Below are 24,005 nucleotides of genomic sequence, written 5' to 3' on the forward strand. Positions count from 1 at the left end.
CCCGAAAGGACCCGTCCATGCTCACCCGACCTTCCCCCGTCGCCCCGCCCGCCGACGAACAGCACTGGGTCGACACCGCCCGAGAGCTCGCTGTCGGATTCGCCGCCACCGTGGCCACCGACGACGCCGACGCGCGCCTGCCGATCGAGCACCTGCGCGCGCTCTCGGCCTCGGGGCTGGATGCCGCGTTCCTGCCGCGCGAGCACGGCGGCGAGGCGCTGTCGTACGCGACACTCGGCGCCGTCGTGCAGACGCTGGCTGCGGCGCACCCTGCGGTGGCGACCGTCTGGCTCATGCACCTCGGTGCGGCGCACGCGCTCGTGACGCTGTCGTCCGACGAGCAAGCCGCGTTCTTCGCTTCCGAGCTGAAGGCGGGCAAGCGGTTCGCGAACGCCCTGAGCGAGCCGGCCGGCGGCAATCACTTCCTGGCATCCCAGCAGGATGCGGATGCGGTCGGCGAGGACTGGGCGCTGACCGGCCGCAAACTGTTCGTCTCGGGTTCCGAGGCGGCCGACCACCTGTTCCTGAACGCCCGGATCGACGGAGCCCCCGCTTTCTTCGGCGTCACCGTCGACGACACCGTCTCGTTCCCGCCGATCGAGGAGACGATGGGGATGCGGGCCACCCGCAGCCGCACGATCCTCTTCGACGAGACGCCCCTGCTGCGCTCCCGGCTGACGGGACCGCCCGCCCCCGAGTACGCGAACCTCATCACGGTCGGCTTCGCGTTCCTTTCGCTCGGCATCGCCGCATCCGCGATCGACGCGATCGCGGTGACCGCGGGCAAGGTGCGCGGGGGTGCGAGCCTCGCCGACGCCACATGGGTGCGCCAGGAGACCGGCATGGCGTGGGCAGAGCTCACCGCGGCGACGCTCATGGCCCAGCGCACGGCCTGGCTGGCCGATCAGCGCTCCCCCGAGGCGATGCCCGCGGCGACCGAGACGAAGATGCTGGCCAACGAGGTCGCCAAGCGCACGGCCGCCCTCGCCGTCCGCATCGGCGGCGGCGGAGGGTTCCTCGTCTCCTCCCCCATCCAGCGCATCTTCCGCGACGCGCAGGCGGGCGCGCTCATGGCCTACTCCGTTCCGTTCAGTTCCGAGCTCGTCGGAGGCTGGGTGCTGAGCGGGTGAGACCCCCGGGCGCTGCCTTCGCTCGGCGAAGCGGCGCCCGGGTCGGGGTGCGTGGCGGCGATGATCCGCCCGAGGCACGCCGAGGACCCCCCTCCTCGGCGTACCCGGCGGCCGTCGCCACGCATCCTTATGTTCGGCATCAGGCCGTCTCGTCGTGAGTCTGGCCATCGATACGCTGGAATGATGAGCCTCATCGATCCCCGCGAGAAGGAAGCCCGTCGCAACGAGAAGTATCGGGGGAGCACGACAGCTCTGATCGCGACGCTGGTGTTCGGTGTCGCGTCGCTGGCGACGACGGCCGCCATCGGCTTCGGCATCGGCGGCTTCGTCGATCAGTTCCGCGTGATGAGCCTCAACAGCGTCTTCAGTACGTGGGACACCGCCATCCCGATCTGGCTGCGCAGCTGGTCGCTGCCGATCGGCATCGTCGCCACGATCATCATGGTCGGTGGCTACAGCACGTGGAACCACCGCTACTCCGGGCGCACCGACGGCTACGCGTTCCTCGGCCCTCTGCCCATCGTGCTGGCCGGTCTCACCCTCGGCTCCTGGTACGCCACCACGCTGTGGACCGCTCCGGACGCGGTGGGCATCGCGATCGACCCGACGTTCGGACAGAACGAGAACTGGGATGCGGGCGCGTGGATCATGTATGCCGCGCAGTGGTGGCTGCCGGGCGTCTTCGCGCTTCTGACCCTGCTGACGCTGCTCGGCCGCCTGGGCGCCCAGAAGCGCCGCCGTCTGAACAACGAACTCGCCACCCGACTGCTGCAGAGCGGCGCGAAGGTCGAGGCCGAGATCACCGACGCCCCGCTTCGCGAGCCGAACTCCTCCCGGATGATGGCAGAGGTCACGCTGCGTTTCGAGGACATCGAGGGCACGAACCGCTGGGTGAAGTCCATCGTCGTCGTGCCGACGAAGCAGTTCCCGACAACCGGCTCACGCCGCCCCCTGCTCTTCGACCCGGCGGATGCGGGCAACGTCCAGCGCATCCTCTTCTCGCCGACCGGTGGGACCAAGCCCGGCGACTTCGTCTCCGTCTCCGCGGCCGACTGACCCGGCCCGCACCGGGGATGTCGGATGCGGCGCGTAGCCTGAGATCATGGCCACCCGTCGCCCCGCTCCCGCGCCCTTCCGCTGCACCGAATGCGGGTGGACGACGGCGAAGTGGGCCGGCCGTTGCGGCGAATGCCAGCAGTGGGGAACCGTCGTCGAGGCGACGCAGCCGACGGGGGTGATGCGCTCGCTCACGCCGGTGAGCCCCACCGCGGCGCGCGCGGCCCGTCCGATCACCGAGCTCACGACCGCGGAGTCGCCGCGGCGTGCGAGCGGTGTGGCCGAGTTCGACCGGGTGCTGGGCGGCGGCATCGTGCCGGGGGCCGCGATCCTGCTCTCCGGGGAGCCCGGCGTGGGCAAGTCCACGCTGCTGCTCGAGGTCGCGGCCCGTGCGGCGCGCGACGGACACCGCGTGCTCTACGTGAGCGCGGAGGAATCGACCGCGCAGGTGCGCCTACGCGCCGAGCGCACGGGTGCTCTGCACGATCAGCTCTACCTCGCGAGCGAGACCGACCTCGCCACCCTCATCGGCCACGTCGACGACGTCGAGCCCTCGCTGCTCATCGTCGACAGCGTGCAGACGGTCTCCTCCTCGCTCAGCGAGGGTCTCGCGGGCCACCCCAGCCAGGTGCGCGAGGTCGCCGCGACCCTCATCCGCATCGCGAAAGAGCGCGCCTTGCCGGTGCTCATCGTCGGACACGTGACCAAGGACGGCTCGATCGCCGGTCCCCGCCTGCTCGAGCACCTCGTCGACGTGGTCTGCCACTTCGAGGGCGACCGGCAGACCTCGCTGCGGTTCGTCCGCGCGCTCAAGAACCGCTTCGGCCCCACCGACGAGGTCGGCTGCTTCGAGATGACCGGCGACGGCATCAGCGAGGTCCCGGATCCCTCGGGCCTCTTCCTCAGCAAGGGCGCTCCGGTGAGCGGCACGTGCGTCACGGTCGCCCTCGAGGGGCGCCGCGCGCTGCCGGTCGAGATCCAGGCGCTCGTCGTGGCCGCATCCGGACCCAATCCGCGTCGTGTCGTGAACGGCGTCGAGTCGTCACGGGTGGCGATGATTCTCGCCGTGCTGGAGCGCCGCACCGGGCTGCGGGTGGGCGAACGCGACATCTACGTGTCGACCGTCGGCGGCTTGAAGATCACCGAGCCCGCGACCGACCTCGCGATCGCCCTCGCCATCGCGAGTGCCGCGACCGATCGCCCCGTGGGGCACCAGGTCGCCGCGATCGGCGAGCTGAGTCTCACCGGCGAGGTGCGTCCCGTGGCCCAGCTCTCCCAGCGCCGCACCGAGGCCGGCCGTCTCGGCTACACGACCGTCATCGACTCCGGCGCGAAGGACCTGCTCTCCGCCCTCGGCCGGGTGCACATCCCCGCCCCCGCCGCCTCCAGCCGCTGACCCCGCGCCCCTCCGCCTCAGACCTCGAGCGCGGCGATCAGGTCGCCGGGAGTGGCCTGCAGCGGATGTGGGCCCGCGATGTCGAAGAACACGGTCGTGATCTCCTCGCGGTGCGCGCTCAGAAAGCTCCGGAGCCAGTCCGGTCCCTGCAAACCGACCGTGGGCGGCAGCGTGTCGGGCTTGTGGGCTGCATCGCTGAACAGCAGCAGCGCGACCTGCCCGGTGTTCGGATCGCGGTAGGTCCACACCTCGCCGGCATCCAGCGGGTTGTCGCTCTCGCCGGTGCGCATGAGCGGGACGACCGTGGGCCCGTGCCGCAGCGCGAACGCCACCGCCGCCATGTCCTGCGTCTGCAGCGCATCGGTCAGCGCGGTGTTGCGGAACTCCAGCGGAGGCTGCTGCTTCTTCCCGCGTTTCTGCTTACCGGCCATCCCCCCAGCGTATCCGCCGTGCCGTCAGCGAAGCGGCATCCGCAGGCACACGAGACGCGCCCTCCTCTCCCATGACGGAACCTCGACGAACCCGCGGCTCCGGTACAGCCCGAGCGCATCGTGTCGCCAGTCCCACACCGACAGACGCAGGGATGCGGCCCCCGCCGCCGTCGCGCGTCGCGCCGCCTCTGCGATGAGCGCTGCGCCTGCTCCCGCCCCGCGCGCGGCGGGGTCGACCCACAGTCGCTTGATCTCCCCATCCGCTCCGTCCACGCGCAGGACGACCATCCCGACGATCCGGCGATCGCGCTCGGCGAGCAACACGTCCGAGCTCGGGAAGGCCGGGGCGGCGATCTCCGCGGCGTACGCGAGTGAGAGCGGCCCGAACTCCTGCAGACCGTGCGCGACCTTCTCCGCCTCGGTGTGCTCGTGGTACGCGCGCAGGAGTTCGGACACCGCCGCGGCGTCGCCGGCGGAGGCGATGCGGATCGCGGCACGACTCATTCCTCCATTCCACACCCGCGAGCGCGGGAGAATGGACGGATGAGCTGGAGCCTGCGTCCGAGTGTGCCCGAGGACGCGGCATGGATCGCCGAGCTCCGGGCGGAGGTCATGCGGCCCGATCTCGAGCGGCTCGACCGGTACGACCCGGTCTACGTGCGGCAGCGTTTCCTGACGGCGTTCGACCCCGCTCTCACCCGGGTGATCGTCGTGGACGGCGCGGATGCGGGCAGCATCGCCGTGCGCCCGGCATCCGACGGGGTGTGGGTGGAGCACTTCTACCTCGCCACGGCCCACCAGGGCCGCGGAATCGGTTCACAGGTGCTGGCTCTCGTGCTGGCCGAGGTCACCGGAAGCGCAGTTCTGCGCCTCAACGTCCTGCAGGGCTCACCCGCGCGACGGCTGTACGAGCGGCACGGCTTCGCGCTCTACCACGAAGACGAGATCGACGCATTCCTGCAGCGGGAGCCGGTCGCGCCGCTACCGTGAGCGCATGAACCGCGATCGCATCATCGGCATCGTCGCCGCTGCCATCGGCCTCATCCTGGCGACCCTCTTCGTGATCTGGGACCTCAATGGAGCGCCGTCGTGGCTCCACTACGTCTCTTGGATCGCCGGTGGCCTCAGCGGATGGGGGCTGATCGTGGCCATCACTGCCGGCAAACGCGGCATGAGGCCCTGAGCCTCAGCGGCCTTCGTTGGCGACGAGGAAGCCGGCCAACGCCTCCTCCGTCTCGCGGAGCGTGCGGATGCGCCCCGCCACCCGCTCGCGCATCTCGGCCACCCGGCCGAGAAGTTCAGCGTCGCCGTGCGACTTCTCGCCCGTGGCGCAGGGAAGGACGGCGCGAACGTCGTCGCGTGTGAACCCGAGCTCGAACATGGCGTGGATCGTGGCGACCATCGGGACCGCCCGGTCCGAGTAGTGACGGTAGCCGTTCTCGCCGCGCTGCGGACTGATGAGGCCCAGCTTCTCGTAGTGACGGATCGAGCGCGCGCTGACGCCGCTCCGATCGCTCAGTTCGCCGATGATCACGGGCGGCTCCCTCGATTTGACCTTGACACGATGTCAAAGCATATCGTGACGAGCGGCCCCGAGATCGGGCCGGAGAGGCGGCGTTCATGTTGGAGCACATCGAGGTCGACGGGCGGATGCGGACCTTCACCGTCGTCGGCGAGCGGAGCGCGGGGCAGGCGCTCGTCCTGGTCTTCCACGGATCGAGGCAGTCGGGAGAGATCCATCGCGCGTTCACCGGCGGCGCGTACGACGCGCTCGTCGAGAAGGGCGCCCTGGTCGTCTACCTCGACGGCTACCGCGGCAACTGGAACGACGCGCGTCGCGAGAGCCGGTTCCCGGCGCGGCTCGCCGGAGTCGACGATGTCGCCTTCACGCGTGCCGTGATCGCCCGGCTCGGCGAGACGCACGGCATCGACGAGACCCGTGTGTACGCAATCGGATACTCCAACGGCGGGCAGATGCTCATGCGCCTGCTCCACGAGGACGCGCCCCCGCTCGCCGGCGGCGCCATCGTCGCCGCGACACTGCCCGAGCCCGACAGCTTCCTGCTGCCCCAGGGCGTACCTGCGCCGCATCCGGTTCCGGTCCTCCTCGTTCACGGCACGGCCGACCCCGTCGTCCCGTACGCGGGCGGACGGATGCGGCGATGGGCGCAGCTCGTGTTCCGCGTCGGTGGCTCGTCCCTCTCCGCGCCCGAGACCGCCGCCTACTTCGCCCGACGCAACGGCATCGCCTCGCCTCCGACCTCGGGGGCGGATGCGGGACCCCATCCCGACGGCACGCGCGTCGAGCGCACCGACTGGCGGGAGGCGGGCCACCCGCCCGTCACGTTCGTCACCGTGCACGGCGGCGGCCATACGGTTCCCGGGCCGAAGCCCGGCCCGCGCCTGATCGGCCGCACGACCACGAGCATCTCGGTCGCCGACCTCGCCGCCGAGACATTCGGGCTGGGCGGCTAGTTCAGCAGGAACTGCGCCGACTGCGCCGACGGGATACCGCCGATCGACACGGCAAGGTGGTACGACGCGCCGCCGCCCGGCGCCTTGGGCCGGTTCGCGTTCTGGCAGGTGTCGACGGCGGAGCGCGTCCGATCCCACGTGATGGGGGTCGCGCTCGTCACTTCCTGGCCCGCCGCGAGGGTCACGACCATGTCACTGGGCTCGCTCTGGCAGTCGGTCGAGCGCCACCAGGTGTCTTCTCCGGATGTGATCGTGAAGGTCTGGCTCGTCGTGCCGACGTTGATCGTGCAGTCCGCGCCAGACGTGTTCTTCAGCCGGATCGAGAGCTGCGGATTCTGATCGGCGGCGTAGGTGGACTGGTTGGTCAACGCCTCCACGCTCACGTCCTTATTCGTGCACGTGGGAATGCCGGCCTCCGTCGCCTCACCGCCGGTCGTCGCCTCATCCGCGGGCGCATCGGTCGCCGGGGCGTCGGTTGCGGCCGGCGCCGAGGAGTCCGGCGTTGCAACAGGGGCGGATGCGGCCGGAGCGGGCGCCGCGGCGGAGTTCCACGGCTGAGCGATGAAGAGCCACACCAGACCGACCACGACCAGCAGACCGATCAGCGCGACGAGGCGGCGACGGCGGTACACGGCCTTCGACGGGCGACGACGCGGAGTGGGAGAGCTCACGTATCCAGGCTACGTCGCACCCGGCGCCCGGCCTCGGCGGCTCTCCGCGCGGGAACCTCAGAGCTGCTTGAGCATCCTCGTGTTGCCGAGGGTGTTGGGCTTCACATGCGCGAGGTCGAGGAACTCGGCGATGCCCTCGTCGGGGCTGCGCACCAGTTGCGAGTAGACGTCCGGGTCGACCACGTGCTCGCCGATCGGCGCGAAGCCGCGCCGCGTGAAGAAGTCGACCTCGAACGTGAGGCAGAACAGCCGCGAGAGGCCAAGCGTGCGCGCCTGCTCCTCGAGGCCCTCCACGAGCGCCCGCCCGACACCGCGGTGCAGCCAGGCGTCGTCGACGATCAGCGTGCGGATCTCACCCAGGTCATCCCACATGACGTGAAGCGCGCCGCATCCGATGAGTTCGCCGTTCGCATCCTCGGCGACCAGAAACTGCTGCACGGCCTCGTAGAGCACGACGATGTCCTTGCCGAGCAGGATGCGGCGCTGGACGTACGGCTCCAGCATCCGGTGGATCGCACGCACATCTGCCGTCCGCGCCGGCCGCACGGTGAACTCGCTCACGGTGCAACCCTACGCCGGGATGCGGCGCGAACGCCGAAGGGCCGGATGCGGCGTGCATCCGGCCCTTCGGTGTATGGCGTATCAGCTTCCGGCGACGATGTCCGGCGTGGCCGAGATCTCGCCGGCGACGCTCGCGCCCAGCGCGACCTTCTCGCCACGCGGAGCGATGTCGAACGTGAACCGGCCGCCCTCGGCGTCGACCTTCACGTGGTCGCCCGCGTTGAGCTCGCCGTGGAGGATCCTCTCGCTGAGCTGGTCCTCGACCTCGCGCTGCATCGCACGGCGCAACGGACGCGCACCGAGCGTCGGGTCGAAGCCGATCTCGATGAGGCGGTCCTTGGCCGCATCCGACAGCTCCACCGTGAGGTCGCGGTCGAGCAGACGCTCGGCGAGACGCTTGGTGAACAGACCCACGATCTGGCGCAGCTCCGCCTTGTTCAACTGCGGGAAGACGATGACGTCGTCGACGCGGTTGAGGAACTCGGGCTTGAAGTGACGCTTCAGCTCCTCGTCGACCTTGCCCTTCATCCGCTCGTACGTGGTCTGTGCGTTGCCCTCGACCTGGAACCCGACCGGACCGCCGGCGATGGCCTGCGAACCGAGGTTGGTGGTCATGATGATGACCGTGTTCTTGAAGTCGACGACGCGGCCCTGACCGTCGGTCAGGCGACCCTCCTCGAGGATCTGCAGCAGCGAGTTGAAGATGTCGGGGTGAGCCTTCTCGATCTCATCGAACAGCACGACGGAGAACGGCTTGCGGCGCACCTTCTCGGTGAGCTGGCCGCCCTCTTCGAAGCCGACGAACCCGGGAGGGGCACCGAACAGCCGCGAGACGGTGTGCTTCTCACCGAACTCGCTCATGTCGAGTGAGATGAGCGCGCCCTCGTCGTCGAACAGGAACTCGGCGAGCGCCTTGGCGAGCTCGGTCTTTCCGACGCCCGTGGGGCCGGCGAAGATGAACGAGCCGCTGGGACGCTTCGGGTCCTTGAGGCCGGCGCGCTGACGACGGATCGTGCGACTGAGGGCCGCGATCGCCTCTTCCTGGCCGATGACGCGCTGGTGCAGCGCCTTCTCCATGAAGACGAGACGGCTGGTCTCCTCCTCCGTCAGCTTGAACACGGGGATGCCCGTGGCCTGTGCCAGCACCTCGGCGATCAGGCCCTCGTCGACGACCGCGGTGGTCGCGACGTCGCCGTTCTTCCACTGCTTCTCGAGGCGCAGACGCTCCGCGAGCAGCGACTTCTCCTCGTCACGCAGGGATGCGGCCTTCTCGAAGTCCTGCTCCTCGGATGCGGCTTCCTTCTGCTCGCGCACCTTGGCGATCTTCTCGTCGAACTCGCGCAGCTCCGGCGGGCTCGACAGGATCGACAGGCGCAGGCGCGCGCCGGCCTCGTCGATCAGGTCGATCGCCTTGTCGGGCAGGAAGCGGTCCGAGATGTACCGGTCGGCGAGGTTCGCGGCGGCGACGATCGCACCGTCCGTGATCTGCACCTTGTGGTGCGCCTCGTAGCGGTCGCGCAGGCCCTTCAGGATGTTGATCGCGTGGGGCAGGCTCGGCTCCGCGACCTGGATCGGCTGGAAGCGGCGCTCGAGGGCCGCATCCTTCTCGAAGTGCTTGCGGTACTCGTCGAGGGTCGTCGCACCGATCGTCTGCAGCTCGCCGCGCGCGAGCAGCGGCTTCAGGATGGATGCGGCGTCGATCGCGCCTTCGGCGGCACCAGCCCCCACGAGGGTATGGATCTCGTCGATGAAGACGATGATGTCGCCGCGCGTGCGGATTTCCTTGGTGACCTTCTTCAGGCGCTCCTCGAAGTCGCCGCGGTAGCGGGAGCCCGCGATGAGCGAGCCGAGATCGAGCGAGTAGACCTGCTTGTCCTTCAGCGTCTCGGGCACGTCGCCCTTGACGATCGCCTGCGCGAGACCTTCGACGACGGCCGTCTTGCCGACGCCGGGCTCGCCAATGAGGACAGGGTTGTTCTTGGAGCGGCGCGAGAGGATCTGCATCACGCGCTCGATCTCCTTCTCGCGCCCGATGACCGGGTCGAGCTTGTTGTCGCGCGCGGCCTGGGTGAGGTTGCGGCCGAACTGGTCGAGCACGGCCGAGCCGCCCTGTGCACCGGTCGTGGCCTGCTCGCCGGCGCCGGTGGCGACGCCCGCGGGCTCCTTGCCCTGGTAGCCGCTCAGCAGCTGGATGACCTGCTGACGCACCTTGTTGAGGTCGGCGCCGAGCTTGACGAGCACCTGGGCTGCGACGCCCTCGCCCTCGCGGATCAGGCCGAGCAGGATGTGCTCGGTACCGATGTAGTTGTGGCCCAGCTGCAGCGCCTCGCGCAGGCTCAGCTCGAGCACCTTCTTCGCACGCGGCGTGAAGGGGATGTGGCCGGTCGGCTGCTGCTGACCCTGGCCGATGATGTCCTGGACCTGCTCGCGCACGGCGTCGAGCGAGATGCCCAGGCTCTCGAGCGCCTTGGCGGCGACGCCCTCGCCCTCATGGATGAGACCGAGCAGGATGTGCTCGGTACCGATGTAGTTGTGGTTGAGCATCTTCGCCTCTTCCTGGGCGAGCACAACCACGCGACGGGCTCGGTCGGTGAATCTCTCGAACATCGCGGCTACTCCTCCGGCGCCAGATGACGCCAACATCGGGCGCACCCTCCGGCGCGCTGTACATCGAGGCTAACCAGAGCACGGATGCGGCAAGCCCGTGTTCGCCGTGGGCGCACCGCATCAGCCGCTTGCGGTCACACCGGTCATCCCATATCGTTTTTCGATAACAACGATATTCGATATGCCAGGGAGGACCCCATGACCACCCTCACTCAAGCCCGCGTGCTGCGCGGCAGCGACATCGCCGCGATGTGGATCTTCGTCGGCGCCGGGATCGCGGTCGTCGGTGTCACGCTCTTCTTCGCGATCGGGCGGATCGTCGACGCACTCAGCGGCAAGGCACTCCCCGTCGAGGCGCTGTTCTCCGACACCACGGTCCCCGCTCCCATCGGTCCCGACGGGGCGATGCGCGACATCCTGCTGGAGCGCGCGTGGATCACCCCGAGCAGCCTGTCGGTCACCGGCACGGGCGCGCTGGTGATCCAGCAGCTCGTGCTCGCCGCATCCGTCACCGCGGTCGTCGTGTGTCTGCTGCTGGTGACGCTGTCGGTCATGCGAGGGCGCGTGTTCAACGGTCGCAACACGGTGCTCGTGGTCGCCGCGGGCGCGTCGGGACTCGCAGGACTGTTCGGAGTCCCGTTCTTCGGCAACATCGTCGCCAACGATGCGTTCCGCGACATCTCGCAGGGCACGTTCGACAACCCCGTCATGAGCGTGGACCTGCCGCCCGTCATCCTCGCCGCCTTCATCGTGGCGATGGCCAGCACCGTGTTCACAGTCGGCGACCGGCTGCAGCGCGACACCGAAGGCCTCGTATGAGCCCCGCCGAGGACGACGGCCCCAGCGGTGTCCACTGCCGGCTCGACGAGCTGCTGACCGAGCGCGGGATGACGCTGGCGGAGCTGTCCCGCGCGGTGGGGGTCTCGGTGGTCAACCTGTCGGTGCTCAAGAACGACCGTGCCCGCGCCATCCGTTACTCGACACTGTCGGCGATCTGCCGGGCTCTGGACTGTGAGATCGGCGACCTCCTCGTCCGCCAGGACTGACCCCGCTCGAGTGTTCCCAGTCTCCGCTTCCCCCGACCCTGCGCCCGACGCATCCGTTCCCCTGTCACAGATCGACCACTCTTCCTCGATCTGTGACAGGGGAACGAGGCTTACTGCTGCTCGCCTGTCACAGATCGCGTAATCGGCGTCGACCTGTGACAGGCGAGCACGACCGCCGCGGCCGGACATCACCCCCGAGATGCGAGCGCGCGACGCACCCGCGCCATGAGGCGACCGGGCTGCTCGAAGACGTCCTGCTTCGTTGCCCGGATGACGAGCCACCCGGCCGCGGCGAGACGCTCGTAGCGCTCGATGTCCGACGCCCACTGGCGCGGGTCACGCAGGTGGTGCTCACCCTCGTACTCGAACGCGATGCGACGCTCCGGATACGCGAGGTCGACGCACGCGAGGTACTCGCCTGCCACGAACACGTCGACGTTGAGATCGGGCTCGGGCAATCCTGCATCGACGATCGTGAGCCGGAGCCATGTCTCCGGTCGCGACCCCGATCTGGCACGCAAACGTGGGAGTGCCTCCCGGAGACGCGCCACCCCCACCCTCCGCCCCGCATCCGCTGCTCGGCTCATCTCGGAAATCGACGCCAGCGGCTCGAGCCGCCAGTCGCGCAAGACCGCGTCACCGACGGCCACGACGTCGTAGGGATGGCGGAGGGATGCGGCCAGCATCGCCCAGGTCGTCGCCGGCGAGGTGAGACGCAGACCCGTTTCGCGATGCTGGATGACCGAGGTGAGGTCGGGGACCGCTTGATGACCGGCCACACCGCGTCCCCGCGGAGGACGCCGCGGGGCCAACACCCCCACGTGCACCTCGTCGTCGCGAACCAGGCGCGGCGGCAACGGCAGCCCGAGGAGAACCGCCGCCGTCGCGTGGGTGAAGAACTCATGTGCGCCCATCTGAGTCGCGAAATCTAAGGCTCGTCCGATGTGGCGAGCCTCATGGACGCCAAGCAGACCGCCGCGCCACTGCGCAGGGAGCTCACGCTCCTTCGCGCGCACTCCGTGGAACGGACGCAGCAGATCGGGCGCACGTAGCGTCGCCTCGGAAACGCCGAGTTTCCGTGCGGCACCCACACGAAATGCGGGTCCGAGCTCGTAGGGGATGTCTCCTGACACGGCTCCACACTGGATGCACGCCGGGCCGACGGCGGGTCATCCCCACATCGACACGCCGCGGCGCGCACGTGTGGAGGAACGCACCCGCGCCGCACGGTGCGCGAGCCCCCAAGACTCCCCTGTCACAGATCGAGCCGAAGCGATCGATTTGTGACAGGCGAGCATCCGGACGAGCCGCTCGCCTGTCCCAGATCGAGCCGATTTCGTCGATCTGGGGCAGGCGAAGCAACTGACGTTCGACGGCATCAGCGAGGACCGGTCAGAGGACGGGGACGCGGGTGTTCTCGAACGTGTCGCCCACCAGCACCAGCTCGACACCGGGCCCCTCGGCCACGCCCTCGGCGGAGCCGATCAGCGCACGCGGGGCCATGTCCATCGTGCAGGCGCGGTCCGCGGCCGGGGCCTGGAAGGTGAGCGTGATCTCGGCGTCCGTCGTCTTCGTGATCGTGTCCACGACGGGCGCACAGGAGGAGGAACCCCACGTCACGAGCGCGAATCCGCCCGAGGTGAGCCATCCCGCGCTCGGCAGGAAGTCGGTCTGGGTGCCGGGCCCTGCGAGCCCCTCCGCCCCGGGCAGCTCGATACTGCCGGACGCGTTGCCGAACGTCACATCCACACGCGTCGCCTGCGCGGGATCGACGCCCTCAGGCACTCCCACGAGCGTGACGCGCTCAGCGATGTCGGCGGTGCAGGGTCGGTCGGCGTCGGTGGCGGGGTCGGCCAGCGTCACCGAGACGACGCCGTCGGTGAGAACGGCCTCCTCGGCGACCGGCGCGCAGGTGGAACTGCCCTCGGTCACGACCGCGATCATGCGGCCGCCGTCGACCCACCCCGCATCCACCTGCAGGTCGGCGACGGCCGACTCGCCGGGCGCGGGTTCGCCGACGCATCCGGTCAGCATGCCGGCGGCGATGAGCAACGAGCCGGTGACGGTGAGCAGGGTCGTGGTGCGGCGCATGACGGCTCCCTCGAAGATCTGCGGATGCGGCCGCGATGCGGCCTCCGGCCTCTCATCCTGTCGCAGTGGCCTGCGCATCACCGGAAAGCCCGGTAACGGCCCGGTCACGATCGCCGCTACTGCAGGGCGGACGTCAGCCGGGCGAGGTTGTCGAGCACCGTCGAGCGCAGGGGCTGGCGTAGCCACTCCTCGAGGGTGAGTTCGGTGCTGAGGTTGCGGTAGTGGTCCTCGACCTGCCGCATCTCGTCGACGAACTCCTCGCCGCGCACGAGCATCGAGATCTCCATGTTCAGACCGAACGAGCGCATGTCCATGTTGCTCGATCCGATGACCGCGACCTCGTCGTCGATCGTCATGGCCTTGGTGTGCAGGATGTAGGGCTTGCGGTACATCCAGATGCGCACGCCCGCGCGCAGCAGCACCTCGTAGTAGCTGCGCTGAGCGTGGTAGACCATCGCCTGGTCGCCCTCTTCGGAGACGAACAGCTCGACTTCGACGCCGCGATGGCAGGCGGTCGTGATGGCGTTGAGGATGGACTCGTCCGGCACGAAGTACGGGCTGACGAGGATGATCCGTTCCTTCGCCGCGTACATGAGCCCGAGGAACAGGCGCAGGTTGTTCTCGAACTCGAACCCTGGACCGCTCGGCACGATCTGGCAGTCGAGGTCACCGGTGGCCTGGCGCAGGTCGAACTCGTCGACCTCCTCCGTCAACAGCTCGTCGGTCTCGCTGTACCAGTCGGAGAGGAAGACCGCGTTGACGCTGCCGACGACGGGCCCCTCGAGGCGCACCATGAGATCGACCCAGTGCAGGCCGCGGCGGATGTTCTTGCGCAGGTTGTACGTCGAATCGGTGACGTTCTGCGAACCCATGAAGGCGATGTCGCCGTCGATGACGAGGAGCTTGCGGTGATTGCGCAGGTCGGGGCGCTGATACTTGCCGCGCAGCGGCTGCACGGGCAGCATCAGATGCCACTGCGCCCCCATCGCGTCCAGGCGTTTCAGCGTGCGCCGGTAGAACGGCTTGCCCCGGTTGGCCCAGTGATCCAGCAGCACGCGTACCGTGACGCCCCGCTCGCGGACCTCCTCGAGCGCGCGGAAGAAGTTGTCGGTCGAGGCATCCGATTGAAGGATGTAGAACTCGACGTGCACGTAGCGCCGGGCGCTGCGGATGGCGTCGGCCATCGCGTCCAGGCTCTCCTGGTAGTCGGCGATGAGGTGCGCCTCGTTGTCGCCGGAGAGCGGCATGGCCCCGAGGTTCGTGTTCAGCCGCACGAGCGAGGTGAACCAGCCCGGAGCACCGGGACGCAGCGTGCCGTGATCGAGCCCCGCCGTGGCCTGCTGGATGTACTCGTTGATCGCGCGCTGTTTGCGGCGGCGCTTGCGCGGCAGCCGCGGCGTGCCGATCACCAGAAACAGCACCACGCCGATCACGGGGATGAAGTAGATCGCCAGCAGCCACGCCATGGCCGCCGTGGGGCGTCGGTTGCGGGGGACGATGATGATCGCCGCGATGCGGATCACGACGTCGAAGACGAAGACCGCGATCAGCCACCACGATCCGAGATCGATGTCGATGTTGATCATGCCGTCTCCCCCGCCCGCATCCTGCTCAGCGTACTGGCAGGGCGCGGGATGGCCGCGTGGTGCGCGCTCAGTGGTCGGAGGCGACCGGAGGCAGGCCGCGCTTGGCGCGTTCCTCGGCCTCGATCTCCGAGTACACGCGCCGCTCGGTGCGGTCCATGCGCAGGATCGAACGCACGATGAAGAAGAACGTCGCCGTCACGACGATGGTCGGCAGAATCGACCACAGCGCCGCGACCCAGATGTTCTCCACGCCTCCATGGTACGCGACGGCTTCTCCACACCGGCCGGGCCCCGGCGCGGCGGCCTGTGGGTTCGGCTCCCGCCGGCCACGAGCGCGCAGCCTCGACGCATGACCACGATCATCAAGGCCCGGGATGCGGCCGACTTCCTCTCTCTCGTTCCTCGGCTGCTCGGCTACGAGCCGCGACGCAGTGTCGTGCTGATCCCCTTCAGCGCGGGGCGCACCGCCGGCGGACTGCGTGTCGACCTGCCGCCCGCAGCGGCCGACACGGATGCGGTGGCCTCGACCCTCATCGGCTTCGCCTGCCGAGTCGAGCACACCGACGCCTACGCCGTGCTCGTGTACGACGACGCCGAAGCCGTGACGCACGCGGAGCTCGTCGCGGCCTTGGAGGTCAGGGCGCAAGCGTGCGGGCTGCGTCGCATCGACGCGCTCCACATCGCGTCCGGGCGCTGGCGCTCCTATCTCGATCCCGCACTCGGCGGGACGATCGCGGGCGATACGGATGCGGGCGCGAACCGCCCCGCCGCCGACCAAGGCGCGGGAGCGTACCTGCCGCACGTCGACCTCGCGCGGAGCGAGCGGGTCGGCCGGGCGCTGACGGAGTGCGCCCGTGCGCTGGACTGGGTGCTGAACGGGTCGCGCCCGGCGGACGCCCGCATCCATCCCGATGCTCTCGTCGCATCGCTCGCTCTGGAGGATCTGCCCGCCTTCTTCGAGACCTGGATCCCGCCCCGCGGTGCGGTGCCGTCGCCAGGCGACGCGCCCGACGCGGAGCACGCCGACGTGCAGGATCTCGCGCTGCTGATCTGGTGCCTCCAGCGCCCTGCGCTCCGCGACATCGCGCTGGCGACGTGGGTGCGCGGCATCGACGGCGGGGACGCCGCCCTCACCGCCCAGCAGGAGTGGGAGGCCGGTGTCGCGTATCCGGACGAGCTGGGCGCGTGGATGATGGGCGAGGGGGCCCGCCCCGACATCGATCGCCTCACGGGCGCCCTCGAGGTATGCCGACTCGCGGCCGCGTCCGCCCCCGCCGCGTATCGTCCCGGAGCGTTGGCGGCGAGCGCCTGGCTCTCCTGGGCGCTCGGGCGTTCCACCCATGCCGCGCGCTACTGCGAGCAGGCGCTCGCGATCGACGCGGAGCACGGCCTGTCGCTCATCGTGCTGTCGATGGTCGACGCGGGCCACCTGCCCGACTGGGCATTCCGGGGTCAGCCCGGCCGACTCACTTGACGAGCGGGAAGAGGATGGTCTCGCGGATACCGAGACCGGTCACGGCCATCAGCAGCCGGTCGATGCCCATGCCCATGCCGCCCATGGGGGGCATGCCGTGCTCCATCGCCCGCAGGAACTCCTCGTCGATGCGCATGGCCTCGTCGTCGCCCCGCGCGGCGAGCTTCGCCTGCTCGACGAAGCGCTCGCGCTGGATGACCGGGTCGATGAGCTCGGAGTAGCCGGTCGCGAGCTCGAAGCCGCGCACGTAGAGGTCCCACTTCTCCACGACACCGGGGATCGAGCGGTGCTCGCGCACGAGTGGGCTGGTATCGAGCGGGAAGTCCATGACGAACGTCGGGCGCACCAGGTGCGTCTTCACGAAGTGCTCCCACAGCTCTTCGACGTACTTGCCGTGCGTCGCGTGCGGCGGTTCGTCGACGCCGGCGGCCGCGGCGATGCGGGCCAGCTCGGCGACGGACGTCTGCGGAGTGATGGGCTCGGCGTCGATCTCGGATGCGGCGAGCGCCTCGTTGAGCGAGTCGTACATCGAGATGCGGTCCCAGTCGCCCCCGAGGTCGTACTCCGTGCCGTCGGCCCAGGTCACGACGTGGCCCGCCTCCGGACGTCCGGCGAGACGGTTCGTGGCCGCGGCGGCGTTCTGGATGAGCTCCTGCGTGAGGTCGGCGATGCCGTTGTAGTCGCTGTACGACTCATAGGCCTCGAGCATCGCGAACTCGGGGCTGTGGGTCGAGTCGGCGCCCTCGTTGCGGAAGTTGCGGTTGATCTCGAAGACCCGGTCGAGTCCGCCGACCACGGCGCGCTTGAGGAACAGTTCGGGTGCGATGCGGAGGTACAGCTCGGTGTCGAAGGCGTTGGAGTGCGTCACGAACGGACGCGCCGACGCGCCACCGTGCTGCACCTGCAGCATGGGCGTCTCGACCTCGATGAACTCGTGCCCCGCGAAGGTCTCACGCAGGCTCGCGTTGACCGCGGCGCGGGTGCGCACGGTCGCCCGCGCCTGGTCGCGCACGATGAGATCGAGGAAGCGCGAGCGTACGCGCGTCTCCTCGTTCAGCTCGGAGTGCAGGTTCGGCAGCGGCAACAGCGCCTTCGACGCGATCTGCCATTCCTCCACCATGATGGACAGCTCGCCGCGGCGGCTGGAGATGACCTGGCCGCGCACGAACACGTGGTCACCGAGGTCGACGAGCTCCTTCCAGCGCTGCAGCGACTCCTCGCCGACGGCGGCGAGCGAGACCATGGCCTGGATGCGGCTCCCGTCGCCCGACTGCAACGACGCGAAGCAGAGCTTGCCGGTGTTGCGGCTGAAGACGACGCGGCCGGCGACACCGGCGACGACGCCGGTCTCCTCGCCCGCCTCGAGGCTGGCGAAGCGCTCCCGCAGCGCGGGGATCGTGTCGGTCACGGCGACGGAGACCGGATAGGCGCCGCCTGCCGCATCCGTCCGCTCCGCGATGAGTCGCTCGCGCTTGGCCAGTCGCACCGCCTTCTGCTCGAAGACGTCCTCTTCGGGGGTCTCGGCGGGCGCGGTGTTCTCGGGCTGAGAGGTCATCGTGGGGGCTCCTCGGAAGTCGCCGTCAAGTCTATCCGGGGCGCCTGCGGTGCCCGGTTGCCCGCGAACGGGCTCAGCGCACGAAGATCTCGGCGTTGTCGACGAAGCGGTGACGGCCGACGGTCGCGGCGATGAGTGCCAGCGCAGGCCCTTGGTGGCCCTCGTCGACGGGCAGGAACGTCCTCGGGTCGACGACGTTGAGGTACTCGAGCCGGATGCGGGACTCGCCCATGAGCGCGCTCTGCGCCGCCGCGATGCACGCGTCGACGTCGCGGTCGGCGTTGGATGCGGCGGCCTCGAGCGCCCGCGGCAGCAGCGCCGCCGCAGCGCGGTCGGCGGCGTCGAGGGTCGCGAGCCGCGTCGAGATCGGCACGCCGTCTTCGCTGCGCACCGTCTCGGCTTCGACGATCTCGACGTCGAAGAAGAGGTCGCGCACCATCCGGCGCACGAGGAACACGCGCTGGCGGTCGCGCTCGCCGTAGACGGCGACATCGGGGCGCACGATGTTCAGCAGCTGCGCCTCGACCGTCAGCAGCCCGTCGAAGTAGAACGGGCGCACCCGGCCCTCGTAACGCAGGCCGAGATCGCCCGCGCTCACCTTGGTCGTGGCCTTGCCCGCGGGCAGCAGCTCGGCCGCATCCGGAGCGAACACGAGGTCGACGCCCAGGCGCTCGAGCAGCGCGGCATCCGCCTCGGGCGTGCGCGGATAGGCCTCGTACTCGGCGTGCGTGGCGAAGCGCAGCGGGTTCACGAAGGAGGAGACGACCACGATTCCGGCGCTCTCGCGCGCGGTGCGGATGAGGTCTGTGTGGCCGTCGTGCAGCGCACCGATCGTCGAGACGAGTGCGACACGCGTGCCCTGGGGAGCCGCGGCTCTGGCGTCTGCCAGTCGGGTGCGCAGCTCCGCGATGGTGCGGATCATCCGTCGATCGTATCGCCCACGGGTCCGCGCGGATCCGCGCGTGTCAGGGCGTGGTCGACCGTCGAACGCACGAGGGCCGAGAGGTACCCGCCCGGGTTCTCGACGCCGATGCCCGCGAGCAGACCTGTCGCCTGCTGCACGATCACGCGGGAGAACTCGGTTGCGGTCGCGATCGCCTCCGCATAGGCGGGGCGGTCGGCCTCGGCGATGACCACGGGCTCGCAGCCGATCTCGACGGCGAGTGCCTGAGCGATCGGCAGCACCGCCGCGGGCGCCGTGACGGCGGCGTAGGAGGCGGCGAGCTGGCGCAGGTCGATCGTGGTCCCCGTGAACGTGATGGCCGGATGCACCGCCAGGCCGATCGCGCCGAGCCGCTGCGCAGGTGCCAGCACCTCGGTGCCGTACCCCGGGTCGGTGTGCAGCACGAGCTGCCCCGGCTGCCAGCCGCCGAGCTCGGCGAGACCTGCGACGAGGGACGGGAGCTCGTCGTGCGGGACGGCGAGCACCACGAGCTCGCTGCGCCGCAGGATCTCGGCCGCATCCAGCACCGGCACCCCGGGCAGGATCGCCTCCACGCGGTCCTGATCGCTGCCGGCGGTGATGCCGGTGAGCGCGTGCCCCGCACCACCGAGAGCGGCCGCCATGATGGGTCCCACCCGGCCCGCACCGATCACTCCGACGCCCAGACGGCCGTCTCGCCTCATCCGTTCTCCTCCTCGTCTCGTTCCTCGCCGCGCGCGAGCGTCGCCGTGTCCTCGACGAACCACCGGTGCGATCTGTCGGTGCGGGCCGCCGTCACCGCTCGGCGCGCCACCTCTTCGAACATCCCGCGCGCGGCCTCGACATCGATGCCCCCGAGGCTGGTGTCGACCGCTCCGGCGACGGTGTGCGCACGGGTCGAGGCCACGCGCAACGCGCGGTCGAGGGGCCCCTGCTGCAGCGCGATGGACTGCAGCCGGGCGAGCGGCACGACGACGAGCGAACGCCAGAATCTCCCGCGCCGCAGGAACAGCGCCGCATCCGTGAGCGCGAAGCCGTTGCGCCGCCACGACACGGGGCGCAGGATGCGGGCACGACCCGGCGTGGTCGTGAAGGCGGGGTCGCCGTCGGCGCCGAGCAGACCGCGGTCGAACAGGAGCGCGCGTTCGGCGTCGTCGAGCCAGGGCAGCAGCAGCGCCACGACCCGCTCCGCGTCCTCGCGGGTGCCGACCGGCAGCACGCGAGTGAATGCCTCCGCCGCCTCCTGGCCCGCGCGGGAGCCGGACAGCCGGTTGACCGTGATCGTCCACCATCCCGCGGGGCGCCAGAGGATCGGCTGGTGCACACGCACAGCGTGCACCCGACCCGGCGGAAGGATCTCGGTGACGGTCGTGAGGATGCCGAAAACGATGCGCACGCCGTGGTCGGTCGGCGCGATCGCGTAGCGCAGCGCACGGACCGTTCCCCGCCCGATATAGGTCGCGAACCCGATCATCGTGGGGAGAATGGCGAACACGAGCCATCCGGGCCCCGTCGCCGCCCAGACGACGAGCGCGATCATGACCGCCAACACCACCACGGTCGAGTCGCGCAGGAGCATGGAGCCGATGACCCGCCCGGCCGGGATGCGAACGACGGATGCGGGTTCCACCTCGGGCTCGTCGGTTCCCGCCACGAGCGAATCCATCGCCTGCGAGGCGGTCTGCACAGCCGCCGAGCGCCACGACGTTGCGGCGCCGGCGCCGCTCGGGCGGCTCTCGCCGAGCGTGCGGCCGGATGCGAGCCGCAGGATGTCGGCGCGCACCTGTTCCGCGTTCGAGGTCGAGAGGTATTCGAGGCGCACGTTCGCGTCGAGGCCGGCACCGACGACCTCGAGCTTGGCGAGACCGAGCAGGCGTGCCACGAGGGGACGCGTGAGGTTCACGCCCTGCACGCGGTCGAGGGGTGCCCGACGGTTGGTGCGGAAGACGACACCGGAGCGCACCTCGACGTCGTCGCCCGTGATGCGGAAGGTGTGGAAGCGCCACGACATCCAGAACACGAGGATGAGGGCGACGACCACCAGCAGCACGACGCCCAGCGCGAGCAGCACGAGGTCGTGCCCGAGCACGTAGTCCACAGGGTCGCCCGGAACCGGGCCCGAGAACCCGGGAGCCAGCCAGGGGGCGAAGATCTCGATCAGCCGATCCCGCAGGTTGGCGACCACGAAGCCGAGGACGACCACCAGGAACAGTCCGCCTCTCAGCAGGGGCGTCAGCGGGTGCAGCCGATGCCACTCGCCGTCGCTCAGCGCGGAACGGCCCGCATCCGGTTCGGTCACAGTCCCGTCCGCCGGGATTCCGCGACGGCGATGAGCACGTCGCGCAGCTTCTCGGCCGCGTCCTGCGTGAGCCCCGGGATCACGACGGCGGATGCGGCGGCAGCGGTCACGAGCTTGAGTTGCGCGATGCCGAAGGCCCGGTCGAGCGGGCCGTGGGTGATGTCGACGAGCTGCATACGGCCGTAGGGAACGGCGACGACGCGCTGGAAGAGGATGCCGCGGCGCAGCACGAGATCGTTCTCGCGCAGCCGGTAACCGAACGAGCGGATCTGGCGCGGGGTCAGGATGAGCGTGATGGCCAGCACGACCAGCAGCACACCCGCGGGGATCCATACCCAGCCGGTGCCCGTCACCGCCGCGATGATCGGCGCCGCGACCGCCACGAGCACGAACCCGGCCGCGAGTGAGATCAGCTGCACGGTCCGGTACGCGCGGGCGAGCTGGTGCCACGAGCCGTCGCGCACGAAGAGTCCCTCTCGGCGGGACTCGAGCAGCTCGTCGAACGTGCCCGCATCCAGCGCCGCCTCGTCAGAGGTGGGAGAGGGTGTCGCCTCCGGGGCTCCCGGCGTCGGGTTCGTCATCGTCGTCCTTCCGGATCGTGCACAGACTCTCGGCCACCAATGCGGCCACCACGAGGAAGACGCAGGCCACGATCGTCGCGATCAGGGTGCTGAACGAGCCTACCGAGGGGATCACGGGCCGCGTCAGCAGGAAGACGGAGAGCCCGATGGCGACGCCGCCCATCGCCGCACCGACGATACTCGCGGCCTTGGCGAGCATCGCGATGCGCACGGCGCGGAACGGGTCGAGCGGCGTGGCCGAGTGCCCACGACTCGCGCGCCGCACCCCGATCCCCAGTGCGAGCGCCAGCGCGCCGAGCAGCGCGAGGAGGATCGGCAGCGTCAGAACGGGGGTGAAGGTCGCCTGACCGGATGCCGTCAGCACCTGGTCGATGAGGAAACCGACGCCGGCGCCGAGCACGACGGCGATCGCGAGGGAGGCGGGCGAGGTGCGCTTCATGACAGGGCCTCAGCGAGGTCGGCGACGCGGCCGACGCCGGGCAGCACCGCGTCCGCGTCGAGGGCGAGCCAGGGCCGCAGGACGAAGTCGCGCTCGCCGGCCCGCGGATGCGGCAGCACGAGCGTCGGCGTCGTCGAGCGCACGTCGCCGTGGGCGATGAGATCGAGATCGAGCGTGCGATCACCCCATCGCTCGCGCCGACGCCGGCCGTGATCGGCCTCGATGCGGTGGAGGAACTCCAGCAGCACGGACGGGGCGAGGCGGGTGTCCACGAGCGCGACGGTGTTGAGATAGCGCGGGGCGTCGGGGTCGGGTCCGTCAGGGCGAACCGCCACGGTCTCCATGACGGGGGCGACGCGCACGTTCGTCGTCAGCGGCAGCCGAGCGAGATCGGCCGCCGCCTCGTCGAGCAGCGCGCCGCGGTCGCCGAGGTTGGAGCCCAGCGCGATCACCGCCGTGACGGATGCGGCCTCCGCCGGTGCCGACGAGCCGTCGAAGCCCTGCGCGAGTCGGCGGCTCATCGGTCCCCCCGGGCGCGCACGATCGTCACGGCGGCGTCGGCGAAGGGAACCGTGATGGGCGCCTGCGGCTTGTGCACGGTGACCGTGACCTCGTCGACGAGCGGGCGCGCCAGCACGACGGCGGCGATGCGGGCGGCGAGCGTCTCGATGAGATCGACCGGTTCGCCCGTCACGACGGCCACGACCTCTTCGGCGATCTCGCCGTAGTGCACCGTGTCGGCGACGTCGTCGCTCACAGCTGCGGGGGCGAGGTCGAGGCGCATCGTCACATCGACGACGAACTCCTGCCCGTCGCGCTTCTCATCGGGATAGACGCCGTGGAAGCCGAGGGCGCGCAGGCCTGTGAGGGTGATCGTGTCGCGGCTCATCCTGCTCCTCCCGAACCCCACGCCTCCGCGATCGCGAGGGCGTCGGCGGTGGCCTGCACATCGTGGACGCGCACCCCCCACACCCCGGCGTGAGCGGACAGCGCACTGGTGACGGCGGTGGCCCGGTCGCGGCGAGCAAGGTCGTCCGTGCCGAGCGTCTCGCCGAGGAATCGCTTGCGGCTCGTGCCCACGAGCACGCGCGGACCGATCCCGACGACCTGCGGCAGCGCCCGCAGCATCTCCCAGTTCTGCGCGCCTCGCTTGGCGAAGCCGACGCCGGGGTCGAGCACCAGACGAGACGGCGGGATGCCGGCGGATGCGGCGGCCTCCATCCGTGCGATGAGCTCTCCCGTCACCTCGCGGGCCAGGTCGCGGTACTGCGCCGGGGCATACATGTCGTCGGAGTGGCCCCGCCAGTGCCCCAGCACGATGTCCACGTTCGCGTCGGCGGCCACATCCAGGATCGAAGGATCCGACAGGCCGCCGGAGACGTCGTTGATGATCCGGGCACCCGCGGCCACGGCGGCGGCGGCGGTCGCCGCGTTCATCGTGTCGACGCTGACGGCCACCCCGGACTCGGTGAGCGCGTGTACGACCGGCAGGATGCGCTCCTGCTCGACCTCGACACCGACCCGCTCCGCTCCGGGCCGGGTGGACTCGCCGCCCACGTCGATGATCTGGGCGCCCTCGCCGACCAGGCGCAGCGCGTGGCGCACCGCCTCCTCGTGCGCGAGGAAACGGCCCCCGTCGCTGAAGGAGTCGGGCGTCACGTTGACGATGCCCATGATGAGACAGC

Annotated in this window: 28 protein-coding genes; 9 read left to right on the forward strand and 19 right to left on the reverse strand. The window is 70.1% G+C overall.

The window, feature by feature from the left end; genetic code table 11:
- Window positions 1-17 precede the first annotated feature (17 nt).
- The 3 genes from ACYVJS_RS06050 (at window position 18) to radA (ending at window position 3,582) form a co-directional block, all read left to right on the forward strand.
- On the forward strand, window positions 18-1,130 hold the full coding sequence (locus ACYVJS_RS06050; RefSeq protein ID WP_460738690.1) for an acyl-CoA dehydrogenase family protein: 1,113 nt from the start codon (window positions 18-20) through the stop codon (window positions 1,128-1,130).
- Between the two features lie 183 nt (window positions 1,131-1,313).
- Window positions 1,314-2,186 carry a hypothetical protein gene (locus tag ACYVJS_RS06055; RefSeq protein WP_460738692.1) on the forward strand — a complete coding sequence of 291 codons (873 nt, stop codon included), beginning with the start codon at window positions 1,314-1,316 and terminating at the stop codon, window positions 2,184-2,186.
- Between the two features lie 46 nt (window positions 2,187-2,232).
- Window positions 2,233-3,582, forward strand: coding sequence for a DNA repair protein RadA (gene radA, locus ACYVJS_RS06060; RefSeq protein ID WP_460738694.1), 1,350 nt, complete (start codon window positions 2,233-2,235; stop codon window positions 3,580-3,582).
- 17 nt (window positions 3,583-3,599) lie between these two features.
- Here the strand turns inward: radA and ACYVJS_RS06065 are convergent, their stop codons facing one another.
- Together ACYVJS_RS06065 and ACYVJS_RS06070 are read right to left on the reverse strand one after the other, a co-directional pair.
- The gene (locus ACYVJS_RS06065) at window positions 3,600-4,013 is read right to left on the reverse strand and encodes a dehydrogenase (RefSeq protein WP_460738696.1); all 414 of its coding nucleotides are present in this window, start codon (window positions 4,011-4,013) and stop codon (window positions 3,600-3,602) included.
- A gap of 24 nt (window positions 4,014-4,037) precedes the next feature.
- Window positions 4,038-4,517, reverse strand: a complete 480-nt coding sequence (locus tag ACYVJS_RS06070) for a GNAT family N-acetyltransferase (RefSeq protein ID WP_460738698.1) — start codon at window positions 4,515-4,517, stop codon at window positions 4,038-4,040.
- A gap of 39 nt (window positions 4,518-4,556) precedes the next feature.
- On the opposite strand from ACYVJS_RS06070, the gene ACYVJS_RS06075 reads away from it, so the two are divergent.
- Entirely contained in the window at window positions 4,557-5,003 is a 447-nt protein-coding gene (locus ACYVJS_RS06075) for a GNAT family N-acetyltransferase (RefSeq protein ID WP_460738700.1), read from the forward strand.
- 4 nt (window positions 5,004-5,007) lie between these two features.
- Window positions 5,008-5,196 (forward strand): hypothetical protein, encoded by a 189-nt coding sequence (locus tag ACYVJS_RS06080; protein ID WP_460738702.1) that lies wholly within the window; start codon window positions 5,008-5,010, stop codon window positions 5,194-5,196.
- A 3-nt stretch (window positions 5,197-5,199) separates the two neighbouring features.
- Here ACYVJS_RS06080 and ACYVJS_RS06085 read toward each other — a convergent pair whose 3' ends face one another.
- The gene (locus tag ACYVJS_RS06085; RefSeq protein ID WP_460738704.1) at window positions 5,200-5,547 is read right to left on the reverse strand and encodes a MerR family transcriptional regulator; all 348 of its coding nucleotides are present in this window, start codon (window positions 5,545-5,547) and stop codon (window positions 5,200-5,202) included.
- Window positions 5,548-5,633: 86 nt separating this feature from the next.
- On the opposite strand from ACYVJS_RS06085, the gene ACYVJS_RS06090 reads away from it, so the two are divergent.
- Complete coding sequence (locus tag ACYVJS_RS06090; RefSeq protein WP_460738707.1) at window positions 5,634-6,488, forward strand: CE1 family esterase; 855 nt, start codon at window positions 5,634-5,636, stop codon at window positions 6,486-6,488.
- On the opposite strand, the gene ACYVJS_RS06095 is transcribed toward ACYVJS_RS06090, so the two are convergent.
- From ACYVJS_RS06095 to ACYVJS_RS06105, 3 genes are all read right to left on the reverse strand, one after another.
- Window positions 6,485-7,159 carry a hypothetical protein gene (locus ACYVJS_RS06095; protein WP_460738709.1) on the reverse strand — a complete coding sequence of 225 codons (675 nt, stop codon included), beginning with the start codon at window positions 7,157-7,159 and terminating at the stop codon, window positions 6,485-6,487. The genes ACYVJS_RS06090 and ACYVJS_RS06095 overlap by 4 nt on opposite strands.
- 57 nt (window positions 7,160-7,216) lie before the next feature.
- On the reverse strand, window positions 7,217-7,720 hold the full coding sequence (locus ACYVJS_RS06100; RefSeq protein ID WP_243230962.1) for an amino-acid N-acetyltransferase: 504 nt from the start codon (window positions 7,718-7,720) through the stop codon (window positions 7,217-7,219).
- 81 nt (window positions 7,721-7,801) lie between these two features.
- Window positions 7,802-10,327, reverse strand: a complete 2,526-nt coding sequence (locus ACYVJS_RS06105) for an ATP-dependent Clp protease ATP-binding subunit (RefSeq protein ID WP_460738711.1) — start codon at window positions 10,325-10,327, stop codon at window positions 7,802-7,804.
- 198 nt (window positions 10,328-10,525) lie between these two features.
- On the opposite strand from ACYVJS_RS06105, the gene ACYVJS_RS06110 reads away from it, so the two are divergent.
- Window positions 10,526-11,146, forward strand: coding sequence for a hypothetical protein (locus ACYVJS_RS06110; RefSeq protein WP_460738713.1), 621 nt, complete (start codon window positions 10,526-10,528; stop codon window positions 11,144-11,146).
- Window positions 11,143-11,373 carry a helix-turn-helix domain-containing protein gene (locus ACYVJS_RS06115; protein WP_460738715.1) on the forward strand — a complete coding sequence of 77 codons (231 nt, stop codon included), beginning with the start codon at window positions 11,143-11,145 and terminating at the stop codon, window positions 11,371-11,373. Before ACYVJS_RS06110 ends, ACYVJS_RS06115 begins: the two co-directional genes overlap by 4 nt.
- A gap of 188 nt (window positions 11,374-11,561) precedes the next feature.
- Here ACYVJS_RS06115 and ACYVJS_RS06120 read toward each other — a convergent pair whose 3' ends face one another.
- The 4 genes from ACYVJS_RS06120 to ACYVJS_RS06135 all read right to left on the reverse strand — a co-directional run bounded on the left by ACYVJS_RS06120 (window position 11,562) and on the right by ACYVJS_RS06135 (window position 15,300).
- The gene (locus ACYVJS_RS06120) at window positions 11,562-12,506 is read right to left on the reverse strand and encodes an endonuclease domain-containing protein (protein WP_460738717.1); all 945 of its coding nucleotides are present in this window, start codon (window positions 12,504-12,506) and stop codon (window positions 11,562-11,564) included.
- Window positions 12,507-12,765: 259 nt separating this feature from the next.
- A complete protein-coding gene (locus ACYVJS_RS06125; RefSeq protein WP_460738719.1) occupies window positions 12,766-13,464 on the reverse strand; it encodes a hypothetical protein in 699 nt (232 codons plus the stop codon).
- A 116-nt stretch (window positions 13,465-13,580) separates the two neighbouring features.
- Window positions 13,581-15,050: a cardiolipin synthase gene (gene cls / locus ACYVJS_RS06130; RefSeq protein ID WP_460738721.1), complete on the reverse strand. Its 1,470-nt coding sequence runs from the start codon at window positions 15,048-15,050 to the stop codon at window positions 13,581-13,583.
- A 67-nt stretch (window positions 15,051-15,117) separates the two neighbouring features.
- A complete protein-coding gene (locus ACYVJS_RS06135) occupies window positions 15,118-15,300 on the reverse strand; it encodes a hypothetical protein (protein WP_274286507.1) in 183 nt (60 codons plus the stop codon).
- A 99-nt stretch (window positions 15,301-15,399) separates the two neighbouring features.
- Between ACYVJS_RS06135 and ACYVJS_RS06140 the strand changes: the two genes are divergently transcribed.
- A complete protein-coding gene (locus ACYVJS_RS06140; RefSeq protein ID WP_460738723.1) occupies window positions 15,400-16,524 on the forward strand; it encodes a DUF4192 family protein in 1,125 nt (374 codons plus the stop codon).
- On the opposite strand, the gene lysS is transcribed toward ACYVJS_RS06140, so the two are convergent.
- The 9 genes from lysS to folP form a co-directional block, all read right to left on the reverse strand.
- Window positions 16,517-18,079, reverse strand: coding sequence for a lysine--tRNA ligase (gene lysS, locus ACYVJS_RS06145; RefSeq protein ID WP_460738725.1), 1,563 nt, complete (start codon window positions 18,077-18,079; stop codon window positions 16,517-16,519). The two genes, ACYVJS_RS06140 and lysS, sit on opposite strands and share 8 nt — an antisense overlap.
- Before the next feature lie 73 nt (window positions 18,080-18,152).
- Window positions 18,153-19,001 (reverse strand): pantoate--beta-alanine ligase, encoded by an 849-nt coding sequence (gene panC, locus ACYVJS_RS06150; protein WP_460738727.1) that lies wholly within the window; start codon window positions 18,999-19,001, stop codon window positions 18,153-18,155.
- Window positions 18,998-19,705 carry a DUF2520 domain-containing protein gene (locus ACYVJS_RS06155; RefSeq protein ID WP_460738730.1) on the reverse strand — a complete coding sequence of 236 codons (708 nt, stop codon included), beginning with the start codon at window positions 19,703-19,705 and terminating at the stop codon, window positions 18,998-19,000. Before ACYVJS_RS06155 ends, panC begins: the two co-directional genes overlap by 4 nt.
- Window positions 19,702-21,300, reverse strand: coding sequence for a PH domain-containing protein (locus ACYVJS_RS06160; RefSeq protein ID WP_460738732.1), 1,599 nt, complete (start codon window positions 21,298-21,300; stop codon window positions 19,702-19,704). The genes ACYVJS_RS06155 and ACYVJS_RS06160 overlap by 4 nt, the downstream gene beginning before the upstream one ends.
- Window positions 21,297-21,881: a PH domain-containing protein gene (locus tag ACYVJS_RS06165; protein ID WP_460738734.1), complete on the reverse strand. Its 585-nt coding sequence runs from the start codon at window positions 21,879-21,881 to the stop codon at window positions 21,297-21,299. Before ACYVJS_RS06165 ends, ACYVJS_RS06160 begins: the two co-directional genes overlap by 4 nt.
- Window positions 21,829-22,320, reverse strand: a complete 492-nt coding sequence (locus ACYVJS_RS06170; RefSeq protein WP_460738736.1) for a DUF3180 domain-containing protein — start codon at window positions 22,318-22,320, stop codon at window positions 21,829-21,831. Before ACYVJS_RS06170 ends, ACYVJS_RS06165 begins: the two co-directional genes overlap by 53 nt.
- Window positions 22,317-22,841, reverse strand: coding sequence for a 2-amino-4-hydroxy-6-hydroxymethyldihydropteridine diphosphokinase (gene folK, locus ACYVJS_RS06175; RefSeq protein WP_460738738.1), 525 nt, complete (start codon window positions 22,839-22,841; stop codon window positions 22,317-22,319). The genes ACYVJS_RS06170 and folK overlap by 4 nt, the downstream gene beginning before the upstream one ends.
- Complete coding sequence (folB, locus tag ACYVJS_RS06180) at window positions 22,838-23,209, reverse strand: dihydroneopterin aldolase (protein ID WP_460738740.1); 372 nt, start codon at window positions 23,207-23,209, stop codon at window positions 22,838-22,840. Before folB ends, folK begins: the two co-directional genes overlap by 4 nt.
- Window positions 23,206-23,994, reverse strand: coding sequence for a dihydropteroate synthase (gene folP / locus ACYVJS_RS06185; protein WP_460739868.1), 789 nt, complete (start codon window positions 23,992-23,994; stop codon window positions 23,206-23,208). The genes folB and folP overlap by 4 nt, the downstream gene beginning before the upstream one ends.
- Window positions 23,995-24,005 lie beyond the last annotated feature (11 nt).

Source organism: Microbacterium neimengense (assembly GCF_054782995.1).

Coding starts and splice junctions, on each gene's coding strand:
- ACYVJS_RS06050 (WP_460738690.1), top strand. CDS start 18: ATGCTCACCCGACCTTCCCCCGTCGCCCCGCCCGCCGACGAACAGCAC.
- ACYVJS_RS06055 (WP_460738692.1), top strand. CDS start 1,314: ATGAGCCTCATCGATCCCCGCGAGAAGGAAGCCCGTCGCAACGAGAAG.
- radA (WP_460738694.1), top strand. CDS start 2,233: ATGGCCACCCGTCGCCCCGCTCCCGCGCCCTTCCGCTGCACCGAATGC.
- ACYVJS_RS06065 (WP_460738696.1), bottom strand. CDS start 4,013: ATGGCCGGTAAGCAGAAACGCGGGAAGAAGCAGCAGCCTCCGCTGGAG.
- ACYVJS_RS06070 (WP_460738698.1), bottom strand. CDS start 4,517: ATGAGTCGTGCCGCGATCCGCATCGCCTCCGCCGGCGACGCCGCGGCG.
- ACYVJS_RS06075 (WP_460738700.1), top strand. CDS start 4,557: ATGAGCTGGAGCCTGCGTCCGAGTGTGCCCGAGGACGCGGCATGGATC.
- ACYVJS_RS06080 (WP_460738702.1), top strand. CDS start 5,008: ATGAACCGCGATCGCATCATCGGCATCGTCGCCGCTGCCATCGGCCTC.
- ACYVJS_RS06090 (WP_460738707.1), top strand. CDS start 5,634: ATGTTGGAGCACATCGAGGTCGACGGGCGGATGCGGACCTTCACCGTC.
- ACYVJS_RS06105 (WP_460738711.1), bottom strand. CDS start 10,327: ATGTTCGAGAGATTCACCGACCGAGCCCGTCGCGTGGTTGTGCTCGCC.
- ACYVJS_RS06110 (WP_460738713.1), top strand. CDS start 10,526: ATGACCACCCTCACTCAAGCCCGCGTGCTGCGCGGCAGCGACATCGCC.
- ACYVJS_RS06115 (WP_460738715.1), top strand. CDS start 11,143: ATGAGCCCCGCCGAGGACGACGGCCCCAGCGGTGTCCACTGCCGGCTC.
- ACYVJS_RS06125 (WP_460738719.1), bottom strand. CDS start 13,464: ATGCGCCGCACCACGACCCTGCTCACCGTCACCGGCTCGTTGCTCATC.
- cls (WP_460738721.1), bottom strand. CDS start 15,050: ATGATCAACATCGACATCGATCTCGGATCGTGGTGGCTGATCGCGGTC.
- ACYVJS_RS06140 (WP_460738723.1), top strand. CDS start 15,400: ATGACCACGATCATCAAGGCCCGGGATGCGGCCGACTTCCTCTCTCTC.
- lysS (WP_460738725.1), bottom strand. CDS start 18,079: ATGACCTCTCAGCCCGAGAACACCGCGCCCGCCGAGACCCCCGAAGAG.
- panC (WP_460738727.1), bottom strand. CDS start 19,001: ATGATCCGCACCATCGCGGAGCTGCGCACCCGACTGGCAGACGCCAGA.
- ACYVJS_RS06155 (WP_460738730.1), bottom strand. CDS start 19,705: ATGAGGCGAGACGGCCGTCTGGGCGTCGGAGTGATCGGTGCGGGCCGG.
- ACYVJS_RS06165 (WP_460738734.1), bottom strand. CDS start 21,881: ATGACGAACCCGACGCCGGGAGCCCCGGAGGCGACACCCTCTCCCACC.
- ACYVJS_RS06170 (WP_460738736.1), bottom strand. CDS start 22,320: ATGAAGCGCACCTCGCCCGCCTCCCTCGCGATCGCCGTCGTGCTCGGC.
- folK (WP_460738738.1), bottom strand. CDS start 22,841: ATGAGCCGCCGACTCGCGCAGGGCTTCGACGGCTCGTCGGCACCGGCG.
- folB (WP_460738740.1), bottom strand. CDS start 23,209: ATGAGCCGCGACACGATCACCCTCACAGGCCTGCGCGCCCTCGGCTTC.
- folP (WP_460739868.1), bottom strand. CDS start 23,994: ATGGGCATCGTCAACGTGACGCCCGACTCCTTCAGCGACGGGGGCCGT.